This window comes from Streptomyces viridosporus (assembly GCF_002078235.1).
Lineage (GTDB): Bacteria > Actinomycetota > Actinomycetes > Streptomycetales > Streptomycetaceae > Streptomyces > Streptomyces viridosporus.
In genome coordinates this window covers 1-13538 of sequence record NZ_MSGP01000657.1, presented here as the reverse complement: position 1 = coordinate 13538, position 13538 = coordinate 1, and the positions used below count along the sequence as shown (strand labels likewise).

Annotated in this window: 9 protein-coding genes; 7 read left to right on the top strand and 2 right to left on the bottom strand. The window is 68.6% G+C overall.

What is annotated here, in order from left to right:
• Positions 1-30 precede the first annotated feature (30 nt).
• On the bottom strand, positions 31-3834 hold the full coding sequence (locus B7L92_RS35150; RefSeq protein WP_081241269.1) for a GH92 family glycosyl hydrolase: 3804 nt from the start codon (positions 3832-3834) through the stop codon (positions 31-33).
• A 440-nt stretch (positions 3835-4274) separates the two neighbouring features.
• On the opposite strand from B7L92_RS35150, the gene ngcE reads away from it, so the two are divergent.
• From ngcE to B7L92_RS35115, 7 genes are all read left to right on the top strand, one after another.
• Positions 4275-5741, top strand: coding sequence for an N-acetylglucosamine/diacetylchitobiose ABC transporter substrate-binding protein (gene ngcE, locus B7L92_RS35145; protein WP_081241268.1), 1467 nt, complete (start codon positions 4275-4277; stop codon positions 5739-5741).
• 82 nt (positions 5742-5823) lie between these two features.
• The gene (locus tag B7L92_RS35140) at positions 5824-6750 is read left to right on the top strand and encodes a carbohydrate ABC transporter permease (protein ID WP_081241267.1); all 927 of its coding nucleotides are present in this window, start codon (positions 5824-5826) and stop codon (positions 6748-6750) included.
• A 3-nt stretch (positions 6751-6753) separates the two neighbouring features.
• Positions 6754-7677, top strand: coding sequence for a carbohydrate ABC transporter permease (locus B7L92_RS35135; RefSeq protein WP_081241266.1), 924 nt, complete (start codon positions 6754-6756; stop codon positions 7675-7677).
• 193 nt (positions 7678-7870) lie between these two features.
• Positions 7871-9082 (top strand): ROK family transcriptional regulator, encoded by a 1212-nt coding sequence (locus tag B7L92_RS35130; RefSeq protein WP_004982042.1) that lies wholly within the window; start codon positions 7871-7873, stop codon positions 9080-9082.
• A 134-nt stretch (positions 9083-9216) separates the two neighbouring features.
• Positions 9217-10323, top strand: coding sequence for an ABC transporter substrate-binding protein (locus tag B7L92_RS35125; protein WP_081241265.1), 1107 nt, complete (start codon positions 9217-9219; stop codon positions 10321-10323).
• Positions 10324-10505: 182 nt separating this feature from the next.
• Positions 10506-11297, top strand: coding sequence for an ATP-binding cassette domain-containing protein (locus B7L92_RS35120; RefSeq protein WP_039830834.1), 792 nt, complete (start codon positions 10506-10508; stop codon positions 11295-11297).
• On the top strand, positions 11294-12586 hold the full coding sequence (locus B7L92_RS35115; protein WP_081241264.1) for a sugar ABC transporter permease: 1293 nt from the start codon (positions 11294-11296) through the stop codon (positions 12584-12586). The genes B7L92_RS35120 and B7L92_RS35115 overlap by 4 nt, the downstream gene beginning before the upstream one ends.
• Before the next feature lie 285 nt (positions 12587-12871).
• Here B7L92_RS35115 and B7L92_RS35110 read toward each other — a convergent pair whose 3' ends face one another.
• Positions 12872-13417, bottom strand: a complete 546-nt coding sequence (locus B7L92_RS35110) for a DoxX family protein (RefSeq protein ID WP_081241263.1) — start codon at positions 13415-13417, stop codon at positions 12872-12874.
• Between the last annotated feature and the right edge of the window lie 121 nt (positions 13418-13538).

The window sequence follows — 13538 nt, the reverse complement described above, 5'->3', positions numbered from 1 at the left end:
AACTGCTGGGCTGACGCGTCCTCGGACGCGTCAGCCCAGCAGTTCCACCTCCGTCAGCACGGCCTCACCGGTCAGCACCAGCCGGTAGTGGCCGTAGGCCTTCGGCTCGGCGATCGAGAAGGCCCGGGTCTGCCGGTCCCAGCGGAAGGACTCCTCCGCCCGCTCGTCCAGGTCCGTCCACGTCGTCCCGTCGGCCGATCCCTGCAGCACCCAGCCCGTGGGTGCCTCGGCGGCGTCCGCGGACGTCAGCGTGTACTGCACCGCCTTCGTCTCCCCGGTGACGGGCAGCTCCACGGTGGACACCGTGGCGCCGGTCGCCGACGTGTCGTCGAACAGGGCGCCCCCGCCCTTCAGCACGTCCTTGCGGGGCGTGGGCACCTCGTCGTCCCGGGTGATCGACACGGGGGCGGCGTCCTCGCCCGTGCCCCACGCCGACGGACGCGGGCCCATGTCGAACTCCAGGACGCCGCCCTTCGCGATCAGCGCGTGGGGGAGCGAGGTGGAGTTCCAGCGCTTGCCGTTGACCTTCAGCCCCTGCACGTAGACGTTCTCCGCACTGTTCCTCGGCGCCTTGACGACCAGGTCGCGGCCGTTCTCCAGGTGCACGGTCGCCTTCTTGAACAGCGGGGAGCCGATGGCGTACTCGCCGCTGCCCATCACCAGCGGGTAGAAGCCGAGCGAGGAGAACAGGTACCAGGCGGACTGCTCGCCGTTGTCCTCGTCGCCGTGGTAGCCCTGCCCGATCTCGCTGCCGGTGTAGAGCCGCGACAGCACCTCGCGCACGTTCTTCTGCGTCTTCCAGGGCTGCCCGGCCGCGTCGTACATGTACAGGGCGTGGTGGGCGACCTGGTTGGAGTGCCCGTACATGCCCATCCGGACGTCCCGCGCCTCGGTCATCTCGTGGATGACGCCGCCGTAGGAGCCGACGAACTCCGGGGAGGCCGTCTCCGGGGTGGCCAGGTACTCGTCGAGCTTGTCCGCGAGGCCGTCCCGGCCGCCGTAGAGGTTGGCCAGGCCGCGGCTGTCCTGCGGGGCGGTGAAGGCGTAGCCCCACCCGTTGGTCTCGGTGTAGTCGTGGCCCCACACGCGCGGGTCGTACGTGGAGGACTCCACGCGCCAGTCGCCCTCGGCGTTCCTGCCCTGGAAGAAACCGGCCTCGGAGTCGAAGAGGTTGACGTAGTCCTGGGCGCGGTCGAGGAAGTAGGCCGATTCCTCCTGGTAGCGCTTGTCGCCCGTCTTCTTGTGGAGGGCCTCGCCCATCTTCGCGATGCCGTAGTCGTTGAGGTAGCCCTCCAGCGCCCACGACAGGCCCTCGTGCGTCTCGGTGCCGGTGTAGCCGAGGAACGGCGAGGTCGCCATGCCCTTGCGGCCCACGCCCGAGGACGGGGGCACCACGGTGGCGTTCTTCACCGCCGCGTCGTACGCCGCCTCCGCGTCGAAGTCGACGCCCTTGACGTACGCGTCCGCGAACGCGACGTCCGAGGAGGTGCCGGTCATCAGGTCGGCGTAGCCGGGGGAGGACCAGCGCGAGGTCCAGCCGCCGTCCTTGTAGTGCTGCACGAACCCGTCGACCAGCTCACCGGCCTTGGAGGGGGTCAGGAGGGAGTACGCCGGCCAGGTGGTCCGGTAGGTGTCCCAGAAGCCGTTGTTCACGTACACCTTGCCGTCCACGATCTTGGCGCCGGTGTGCGTCGGGGTGTCCGGCTGCGGCATCTTCGAGAACGGGGAGGCGTACTTGTACGTCCCGCCGACCTTCTCGAAGCCCGAGTTGGGGTAGAGGTACAGCCGGTACAGGCTGGAGTAGAGGGTGGTCAGCTGGTCCGGCGTGGCGCCCTCCACCTCGACCTTGCCGAGCAGCTCGTCCCACTGCCGCTGTGCACTGCGCCTGACCGACTCGAAGGACCGCGAGCGGGGCAGCTCCTGGCGCAGGTTGTCCTTCGCCTGGTCGACACCGATCAGCGAGGTGGCCAGGCGCAGCGTGACGGTGCGGTCCTTGCCGGCGTCGAACCGCAGGAAGCCCTTGACGCCCTCCGCGGAGCCCTCCGTCACCGGCTTGTCGAACTCGCCGTACACGAACAGCCGGGTCGCGCCGGTGGACAGCCCGGACTTGACGTCCGAGTAGCCGGTGACGGTCCCGTTCTCCCGGTCGAGCGTCAGCCCGGCCTGGTCGGTGACGTTGTCGAACAGCACGGCCGCGTCGTCGCCGGGGTAGGTGAAGCGCAGCGCCGCCGCGTGGTCGGTGGGCGTCATCTCGGCCTTCAGGCCGTTCTCGAACCGCACCCCGTAGTAGTACGGCCGGGCGGTCTCGTTCTCGTGCCGGAAGGCGAGTTCCCGTGCCTCACGCCCCAGGTCCGGGTTCCCGGAGGCGGCGGACGGCATCACCTGGAAGGTCTGCCGGTCGCCCATCCAGGGGCTCGGCTCGTGGCTCGCGCTGAACGCCTGGATCGTCGGCAGGTTGTCCGCGTTGTTGCCGCGCGCGTAGTCGTACAGCCAGCTCAGCGACCCGGCGTTGGTCACCGGGGTCCAGAAGTTGAAGCCGTGCGGCACGGCGGTCGCGGGGAAGTTGTTGCCGCGCGAGAAGGCGCCGCTGGAGTGGGTGCCCCGGGTCGTCACGGCGTAATCGGAGAGGTGGGCCTTGGGCCGTTCGGGGGCCACCCGCCGCAGCGCCACGTCGTCCAGCCAGCCCCGGAACTTCGCCGGGCCCTCGGGGGAGTCGTACGCCACCAGGATCCGGTCGACGGTCCTGCCGGCGGCCACCGAGCCGATCCGGGAGACCACGTTGTTCCACTGGTTGACGTAGAGGACCTTCGACGCGCCCTGTCCCCGCGGGGTCAGCGGGAACCCGTGCTGGTCGGTGGCGCGCAGGTCGCTCAGGTAGGTGCCGTCGGTGAAGGCGAGGTCCACGGAGACGTGGGTGGCGTCGTAGTCGAGGTCGCCGTCGGCCATCGAGGGGAAGACCCGGTACGACAATTGGGTGTTCCGGTCGACCGCCACGTTGACGTCGAACACCTTGTTGTACGAGTACGCCCGCCCGTCGGCGGTGTGCCGGCCGGCGTAACGCAGGGCACGCTTTCCGGTGAATCCGGCGCCCGCCTTGGCCGTGGGCGATCCGCTCGGGCCGCGGTCGACCAGCGAGAGCATGTCCTGCGGAACGGGTCCCTCGCTGTCGCCGGTGGAGAACTGGACGTCGGCCAGCTGGATGATGTCGCCGCCGTGGTTCTTCGTGAACTCGATGCGGAAGTGCCGGTGGGCGGCGACGGCCGACGCGTCGAGGTCGTAGGTCTTCGTCTGGAACCGCTCCGCGAAGGACTCGCCCGAACGGGTGTCGAGGGTCTTCCACTCCTTGCCGTCGGCGGAGCCCTTCAGGGTCCAGTCCCGCGGGTCGCGTTCGGCGTGGTCGTTGGCCGAGGTGAGCGCGTACCGGACCGTCTCGACCGGTGCGTCCAGGTCGAACTCCACCCAGCCGGTGGGCGCGAAGGCCAGCCACTTGGTGCCGGGCTCGCCGTCGACGAGGTTCTCCTTCACCTCCCCGCCGCCGGTGTTCTCCGCGCTGGCGCGGACGTCCGTGACGTGGTCGGTGACATTGCCCGGAATGCCGGTGCTGTAGCCGCCGTCGACGCCCGAGGCGCGTTTGCCGCCGCGGCGTGTGGTGTCGACGGTGTTCAACCAGTCCGGAGCGGGGTCCCCGGACTCGAACGACGAGGCGAACTCCCGGTCCGCCTTCGGCGGCGCCTGGGGCAGCGCCACCGCGACTCCCGGTGAGCCCGCGGCCAAAGCGAAGGCGGCCGCCGCGACGACCGCCGTTCCCCATCCGTGCCGAACCCTGTGCTGCATGCGCGAGCACCCTCCCTGCGCTGGACAACGTTGTCAGCCTCGATGCGCAAGCACCAGTAGTGGGCCAAGTGGCCTCTGGTGTCAAGGGTGTTGAATGCGGCATTCAAGCCCGGCGGCGAGGTTTTCTCCCTCGAAGGGACGCGCCGGCCGCTCGTATTCCCGCGAGGTCTCAACTCGGAAAAGACCCGCGGGGAACCTTGCATTCGATCTTGCTCCGTTGGCGGAAAGTGGACTATACCTGTCGGCACTCCGGGGCATCTTCACAGCACCCGATCGTCACCGACGCGTACCACGAGGAACGTCCCGCACCCGCGGCGCCGCGGCGCCACCGGTGCACCCCGTACCAGCCGCACTTCCTGCACGACCCAGCTTGACCCGAACGCGGTGCCGGGAAGGATCCGGTTCACCGCCTGAGTCCTGGAGAAGGCGAGGACTTGAGCATGGGATCCACTTCCGCCGAGAACACCGGCGCCGGCGACAAGAGCACCACCGGCGTCGGCCGCCGCGCTCTGATCAAGCGGTCCGCCGCGCTCGGCCTGATTTCCGTACCGACGATGAGTTTCCTGTCCGCGTGCGCCAGCGGGGGCGGGGAGGACCAGGAGAAGGCCAAGGCGGGCAAGAAGACCGCGAAGAACCCACTGGGCGTCAATGACGGCGCGCAGATGGAATTCGTGCTGTTCGACGGCGGTTTCGGCAAGGAGTACGCCGAGGACGCCGTCAAGGTCTACGAGAAGAACTTCCCCGAGGCGAAGGTCGATTTCTCCGCCACCCAGAAGATCCAGTCCACCCTGCAGCCGCGGTTCAACCAGGGCAATCCGCCCGACCTCATCGACAACTCCGGCGCCGAGCAGATGGACATGGGCGTGCTGGTCGGCAAGAACCAGCTCGCCGACCTCACCCCGCTGCTGGACGCCCCCTCGTACGACGACCCGGGCAAGAAGGTCCGGGACACCCTGCGCCCCGGCATCGTGGAGATGGGCCAGTTCGACGGCGAGAAGGTGTGGATCCTCTACTACGCCTACACGGTGTACGGCGTCTGGTACTCGCAGAAGGCCCTGGACTCGCTCGACGAGCAGTACCCGGAGACCTGGGACCAGATGCTCGCGGTCTGCGCGAAGGCCAAGAAGAAGGGCATGGCGGGCTGGACGTACGCGGGCAAGTACCCGTACTACCTCCCCTTCTCGCTCTACCCGATGATCGGCAAGGTCGGCGGTCGCGAGGTGCTCGACGCCATCGACAACCTCGAGCCGAACGCCTGGAAGCACCCGGCGGTCAAGGCGTGCTTCGAGGCCTACTACGAGCTCTACAAGAAGGGCTACGTCCTCAAGGGGACCCCGGGCCTGGACCACATCCAGTCCCAGACCGCCTGGGCCCAGGGCAAGGCGCTGTTCCTCCCGAACGGCTCCTGGGTGGAGAACGAGTCCGCGAAGGTCATCCCCGCCGACTTCGGCCTCGCCGTCTCCGCCCCCACCGGTCTCGACTCCTCCGACAAGCTGCCCTTCGGCACCATCTGGGCCTCCGGCGGCGAGCCCTTCATCGTCCCGGCCAAGGCGAAGAACGGCGCCGGCGGCATGGAGCAGCTGCGCATCATGCTCAGCGAGGCGTCCTCGAAGAACTTCACCAGCAAGGTGAAGTCCCTGACGGCGTACAACGGCGGCACCGACGGCATCGAGCTCACGCCCGGTCTGCAGGCCGGTGTCGCCGCGTTGGACAAGGCGGGTGACAACGTGGTGAACCCGCGCCTGCAGGACTGGTACGTGCAGCTGCAGAAGGAGAAGATCGGTGTCTCCGGACTCGGCGAGATGATGGCCGGCCGCATCACCCCGGCCGAGGCCATCAAGAAGATCCAGGGCTTCGCCGACGAGACGGCCAAGGACTCGTCGATCAAGCACTACAAGCACCAGTGAGGACCCGTCACCGGGGTCCGTCCGGCGCACCCGCGCCGGACGGACCCCGGCGGCACCCGCGCGCAGAACGGGGTCGGTAGCAATGCAGCACGGCAAGTACCGGTTCATCGTGGGGTTCCTGGCGGTTCCCCTGGGGCTGTACGCGCTCTTCGTCATCTGGCCGTTCATCCAGTCGATCTACTACTCGTTCACCGACTGGACCGGTCTGAGTCCCGATTTCACGATGGTGGGGTTCGCCAACTACGAACGGATGCTGGACGACGACATCTTCTGGAAGTCGTTGCAGCACAGCCTGCTGTTCGCCCTACTGCTGCCGGTGGTGACGATCGGTCTGGCCCTCTTCTTCGCCTTCATGATCAATGTGGGCGGCCGGCGGCGGCGCGGCGGCCCGGTGATCTCCGGGGTGCGCGGCTCCGCCTTCTACAAGATCGTCTACTTCTTCCCGCAGGTGCTCTCGATCGCGATCGTCGCCCTGTTGTTCGCGTTCGCGTACAACCCGGACAGCGGCGCGATCAACTCGGTCCTGCGGGCGGTCGGGCTCGACGGGGTCCAGCCGCTCTGGCTGGGCGACCCCGACCTCGCCCTGTGGGCCGTCATGGCGGTGCTGGTCTGGTCCACGGTCGGCTTCTTCGTGGTCCTCTTCTCCGCGGGCATGGCGTCCATCCCGGCGGAGCTGTACGAGGCCGCGCTGCTGGACGGCGCCAACCGGGTCACCACCTTCTTCCGCGTCACCCTGCCGCTGCTGTGGGACACCGTGCAGTCGGGCTGGGTCTACATGGGCATCCTCGCCCTGGGCGCCGAGTCGTTCGCAGTCGTACAGATCATGACGACCGGCCCGGGCGGTCCCGACTACTCGACCACGGTCCTGGTCCTGTACGTCTACCAGAAGGCCTTCCGCGACGGCCAGGCCGCCTATGCCACCACCATCGGTGTCGCCCTGCTCGTCGTCACGCTGGCCTTCGCCGCCGTCGTGATGCGGCTGGGGCGGCGCGAGCGGCTGGAGTACTGAACGATGAAGACGACCGAGACGCCTCCTCCCGTCCCCGCCGAGCCGGGTGCCGTCCTCACCAAGACCGACGTCCCGGCGGACGCGGCCCCGAAGGAGAAGAAAGAGGGCACCGTCCTCAACGTCTTCTCGCACGGGATCCTCGTCATCTGGGCGATCATGGTGGTCATGCCGCTGGTGTGGGCGGTGATGACGTCCTTCAAGGACGACGCCTCCATCTTCGGCTCGCCCTGGTCGCTGCCGGACAAGCTGCACTTCGACAACTGGTCGCGGGCCTGGACCCAGGCCCACATGAGCGACTACTTCCTCAACACCGTTCTGGTGGTGGGGGGTTCACTCATCGGCACGCTGGTGCTGGGGTCGATGGCGGCCTATGTGCTCGCCCGCTTCGACTTCCCGGGCAACCGGTTCATCTACTACCTGTTCATCGGCGGCATGAGCTTCCCGATCATGCTCGCCCTGGTCCCGCTGTTCTACGTCGTCAACAACATGGGACTGCTGAACACGATCCACGGGCTGATCCTGGTCTACATCGCCTATTCGCTCCCGTTCACGGTGTTCTTCCTCACCGCGTTCTTCCGGACCCTGCCCAGCTCGGTGGCGGAGGCCGCGTTCGTGGACGGGGCCTCGCACACCAGGACGTTCTTCCAGATCATGCTCCCGATGGCCAAGCCGGGCCTGATCAGCGTGGGCATCTTCAACTTCCTGGGGCAGTGGAACCAGTACATGCTGCCCACCGTGCTGAACACCGACGAGGACAAGCACGTCCTCACCCAGGGCCTGGTGCAGCTGGCCGTCAGCCAGGGCTACAAGGGGGACTGGTCCGGCCTCTTCGCGGGCCTGGTGATGGCCATGCTCCCGGTGCTCGCCGCGTACATCGTCTTCCAGCGCCAGGTGGTGCAGGGCCTCACCGCGGGGGCGCTGAAGTAACCCTCCGGAACCGCTTCCGCACACGCCGCTCCCGCCTCCGGGGGCGGCGTTCGTGTATGTGTCCGGGTACTCGGATGTACCCGGAAACGGTTCAACCTCTTGACGGGAGGCGACACGAACAGCTCAGCTTAGAGTTCACTAGTTGGACATGAACGGGGTCTCATCGAAGCGGCCCCGCGCGCAGGAGGTCGTCGTGGAGACTCCGGGGTCGCAGTCGTCGCTGCACCGAGCCAACCTGGAGCGGGTCGTCCGAGCAGTACGTCTTGCGGGTTCCCTCACCCAGGCCGAGATCGCGAGGACGACGGGCCTGTCCGCGGCGACGGTCTCCAACATCGTCCGGGAACTGAAGGGCAGCGGGACGGTCGAGGTCACGCCCACGTCGGCGGGCGGGCGCCGGGCGCGCAGCGTCTCGCTGAGCGGGGACGCCGGCATCGTCATCGGCGTCGACTTCGGGCACACGCATCTGCGGGTCGCGGTCGGGAACCTCGCCCACCAGGTGCTGGCCGAGGAGTCCGAGCCCCTGGACGTGGACGCCTCCTCGACGCAGGGCTTCGACCGGGCGGAGCAGCTGGTCAACCGGCTGATCGCGGCCACCGGGGTGGACCGGTCCAAGATCACCGGGATCGGCCTCGGCGTGCCCGGCCCGATCGACGTGGAGTCCGGGAGCCTGGGCTCGACCGCGATCCTGCCGGGGTGGACCGGCACCAAGCCCGCCGAGGAGCTGCGGGGGCGGCTCGGCGTACCGGTGTACGTGGACAACGACGCGAACCTCGGCGCCCTCGGCGAGCTGGTCTGGGGCAGTGGCCGGGGGGTGCGCGACCTGGCGTACATCAAGGTGGCGAGCGGTGTCGGCGCGGGCCTGGTGATCAGCGGGAAGATCTACCGCGGTCCCGGCGGCACCGCGGGAGAGATCGGACACATCACGCTCGACGAGTCCGGCCCCGTCTGCCGCTGCGGCAACCGCGGCTGCCTGGAGACCTTCACGGCCGCACGCTACGTACTGCCGCTGCTCCAGCCCAGCCACGGAAGCGACTTGACGATGGAGGGCGTGGTGCGGCTGGCACGGGACGGCGACCCGGGGTGCCGTAGGGTGATCGCCGACGTCGGCCGCCACATCGGCAGCGGGGTCGCCAACCTCTGCAACCTGCTGAACCCGAGCCGGGTGGTGCTGGGCGGTGACCTCGCCGAGGCCGGTGAGCTGGTGCTCGGGCCGATCCGGGAGTCCGTCGGCCGCTACGCGATCCCCAGCGCGGCACGTCAACTGTCCGTTCTCCCCGGGGCGCTGGGGGGCCGTGCGGAGGTGCTCGGAGCGCTGGCCCTCGCGCTGAGCGAGATGGGCGATTCGACCCTTCTTGACGGCACCGCCGCCGGGTCGCCGGCGATGGCCACTCCTGCCTTCACTTAGAGAACGGATGGCACCGTTGCCATCTCGTTAAGGATTTACTTCTTGACGTCGCACATGCGGCCGAGTTGACTTCCATCCACCTCGGCCGCAACGACGCGGCCTCGTCAGGGAGGTTTGAAGAAGTGAACAAGCGTATGCGTCGTGCCGCCGTCGCCATCGCCGCGGGTGCGATGGCCGTCTCGCTGGCCGCCTGTGGCAGCGCCGCCGAGTCGGACGGCAAGAAGGACTCCGGCGACGCCGCTGCCAAGGGCAAGGGCGACGCCATCAAGGTCGGTCTGCTCCTGCCGGAGAACCAGAACGCGCGGTACGAGAAGTTCGACAAGCCCTTGATCGAGAAGAAGATCAAGGAGCTGACGAACAACAAGGGCGAGGTCGTCTACGCCAACGCCAAGCAGGACGCCACCCTGCAGAACCAGCAGGTCGACACGATGATCACCAACAAGGTGGACGTGCTGATCCTGGACGCGGTGGACGCCGCCGCCATCAAGAACTCGGTGCAGAAGGCCAAGGACGCCGGCATCCCGGTCGTCGCCTACGACCGACTGGCGCAGGGCCCGATCGACGCCTACACCTCGTTCGACAACGAGACCGTCGGCAAGACCCAGGGCGAGGCCCTGCTGAAGGCGCTGGGCGACAAGGCCAAGGACGGCCAGATCGTCATGATGAACGGGTCCTCCACCGACCCGAACGCCGCCCAGTTCAAGAAGGGCGCCCACTCCGTCCTCGACGGCAAGGTGAAGATCGGCCGCGAGTACGACACCAAGGAGTGGAAGCCGGAGAACGCCAACGCCAACATGGAGGGCGCCATCTCCGCCCTCGGCAAGAAGGAGATCATCGGCGTCTACTCCGCCAACGACGGCATGGCGGGCGGCATCATCACCGCCCTGAAGGCCGCCGGCCTCAAGAACATCCCGGTCACCGGCCAGGACGCCGAACTCGCGGGCGTGCAGCGCATCATCACCGGTGAGCAGTACATGAGCGTCTACAAGCCGTACCCGCAGGAGGCGGACGTCGCCGCGGAGATGGCCGTCGCGCTCGCCCAGGGCAAGTCGCTGGACTCCATCGCCAAGGACAAGGTCGACAGCCCGACCACCAAGGGTGTCCCCTCCGTTCTCGTCCCGGTCATCTCGCTGACCCAGGAGAACATCAACGACACCGTGATCAAGGACGGCGTCTACACCGTTCAGGAGATCTGCACGGGCAAGTACAAGGCCGCCTGCGACAAGATCGGTCTGAAGTAAGCAGTCCCGAAGTCCCGTGACCCGAGCGGGAGTCCGTGATCCGGGCTCCCCGTACGGGACCGACTGCCACGCGCTCCGCCGGCGCCCCGCACACACCAGCCCCGCAAGCTACGCGGGGCGCCGGACGGAACACCCCCCCAAATTCTCTGCACAACCTTCCGCCGGGTCAGGCGGCGAAGGAGATGGTTCACGTGTCCGCTACGCCCGTGCTGGCGTTGCGCGGGGTCTCCAAGCGGTTCGGTGCCGTCCAGGCGCTCACCGACGTAGAGCTTGAGGTCCACGCCGGTGAAGTGGTCGCCCTGGTGGGCGACAACGGCGCCGGAAAGTCCACGCTGGTCAAGACGATCGCCGGCGTGCATCCCATCGATGAGGGCGTCATCGAGTGGGAGGGCAAGGCCGTACAGATCGGCAAGCCGCACGACGCCCAGAACCTGGGCATCGCGACGGTCTACCAGGACCTCGCGCTGTGCGACAACATCGATGTCGTCGGCAACCTCTACCTGGGCCGGGAGCTGCGCAAGCGCGGCGTCCTGGACGAGGTGGAGATGGAGCGCCGCTCCCGCGAGCTCCTCGACACCCTCTCGATCCGCATCCCCAGCGTCCGGATCCCGATCGCCTCGCTCTCCGGTGGTCAGCGCCAGGTCGTGGCCATCGCCCGGTCCATGCTCGGCGAGCCCAAGCTGGTGATCCTCGACGAGCCCACCGCCGCCCTCGGCGTCGAGCAGACCGCGCAGGTCCTCGACCTGGTCGAGCGGCTGCGCGAGCGCGGCCACGCGGTCATCCTCATCAGCCACAACATGGCCGACGTGAAGGCCGTCGCGGACAAGGTCGCCGTGCTGCGCCTCGGGCGCAACAACGGCGTGTTCGAGGTCAAGTCGACCTCGCAGGAAGAAATCATCTCCGCCATCACGGGCGCCACGGACAACGCCGTGACCCGTCGTGCGGCGCGCACCAATGGGGAGATCAAGAAGTGAGCACCGACAAGACCACGACGCCCGCCGAGGAACCCGTCGTGGAGAACCCCGAGGCGGCCCCCGCGGCGGTCGCCGCCGTCGACCCCCGGCTGCTCGTGCGCGAGCAGGGTCTCGCCGGCTACGTCAACGAGTTCAAGCGGAAGATGAAGGCCGGTGACCTCGGCTCCCTCCCCGTCGTGGTGGGCCTGCTGATCATCTGGGCCATCTTCACCAGCCTGAACTCCAACTTCCTCACCGCGGGCAACTTCTCCGACATGTCGGTCGCCATGGTCGGCACGGGCATGATCGCGGTCGGTATCGTCTTCGTCCTGCTGCTCGGCGAGATCGACCTGTCGGTCGGCTCGGTCAGCGGTGTCGCGGGCGCCACCTTCGCGGTGCTGAGCGTCACGCACGGGATGAACGAGGTGCTGGCCCTGGTGCTGGCCGTCCTCACCGGCACCGTGGCCGGAGCCATCCACGGCTTCGTCTTCGCCCGCATCGGCGTCCCGGCCTTCGCCGTGACGCTGGCCGGACTGCTGTTCTGGCAGGGCTTCATGCTGCAGATCCTGGGCGACAACGGCACCATCAACCTCGACTCCGAGGGCCTGGTCGCCCAGCTGACCAGCTACTACTTCTCCGACGTGGCCGCCGCCTACGGCCTGGCGATCGTCGTGACCGCGGGGTACTTCCTCACCGCCTTCTTCGACAACCGCCGCCGCGAGGCCGCCGGTGTGCCGTCCCGGCCGCTCAACGAGATCATCGTGCGGACCGTGCTGCTCGCCGTCCTGGCGTTCGCCGTGGCGATCGTCTTCAACCAGTACAAGGGCCTGCCGCTGGCCGTGGTGATCTTCCTCGCGGTCCTGCTGGTCACGGACTTCGTGCTGCGCCGCACCGCCTACGGCCGCAAGGTCTTCGCGCTCGGCGGCAGCGTCGAGGCGTCCCGCCGCGCCGGCATCAACGTGGACCTGGTCCGGATCTCGGTCTTCGCGATCGCCGGCACCTTCGCCGCGATCGGCGGCCTCTTCGTCGCCTCGAAGATCGCCTCCGCCAACCAGGGCGCGGGCACCGGTGAGTTCCTGATGAACGTCATCGCCGCGGCCGTGATCGGCGGTACGTCCCTCTTCGGCGGCCGCGGCCGCACCTGGGACGCGCTGCTCGGTGTGATGGTCATCATCTCGATCCAGTACGGCCTCGCGCTGGAGGGCATCGCCTCCCCGGTGCAGTACATGATCACCGGTGGTGTGCTGCTGGCGACGGTCGTCATCGACGCGGTCACCCGCAAGACGCAGAAGACGGCCGGGCGGGCCTAGGAACGCCGTTCCGGGGCGCCGGTGACCCGCTCGCCGGGTGCTTGAACGAGTGAGGGCCTTCCGGGGCCGGTGTGGATCACGACATCCACCACCGGCCCCGGAAGGCCCTCGTGTTTCTCCGGGACGGCCCGCCGGCACCGACCGGCGGGCCGCCTCCACCCCCCGGGAGACGGACCCGGCACCCGCCCGGACCGCCGAGTACGGCCCGGCGGACCGGGCGGGCGGCCGCGCGCCCCCGGCCGCGCGCCCCCGGCCGCCGCGGCCCGGAGCCGTCGTCGGCCGTCGTCAGCCGCGGACCAGCAGGACGATGCCGGCGACCACGGCACCGAGGACGACGGCGGCGACGCCGTGCGTGAGCCGGTGGACCCGCAGCACGGGCAGGAAGCGGTCGACGGCGAGCCGGCCGGGGCCGGTGAGGGCCAGTCCGGCCGCGGCGACGGCCAGGAAGAGCTCGTACTCGACGCCGTCGGGGGCGAAGAAGCCGCCGCCCCACTTGACGGCCATCGCGTTGATCATGGTGCCGAGAACGGCGGCGCCGGCCAGCGGAGTGAGCAGGCCGAGGGCGAGGGCGAGCCCGCCCAGGGTCTCGGAGAGTCCGGCGATCAGGGCCATGGCCTCGCCCGAGGGGTAGCCGACCATCGCGAAGAACTGTCCCGTGCCCTCGATCCCGCCACCGCCGAACCAGCCGAACAGCTTCTGCGCGCCGTGCGCGGCCATGATCAGCCCGAGGCCCACCCGCAGGACCAGCAGCCCTGCGTCGTAGGCGTGCGAGGAGGTGCCCTCGACGCCGACGGCGGCGGAGGAGCTGGTGCGGTCGAGCGTGGAAGTCATCAGACGGGTGCCCTTCTGGACGGAGAGATCAAAGGTTGAACTTTCAAATTCGACACTAACCGATGCGTGAAGTTTCAACAAACATGGGTCCGTGCGCCCGCCGCACCCCCCACCGCGCCGC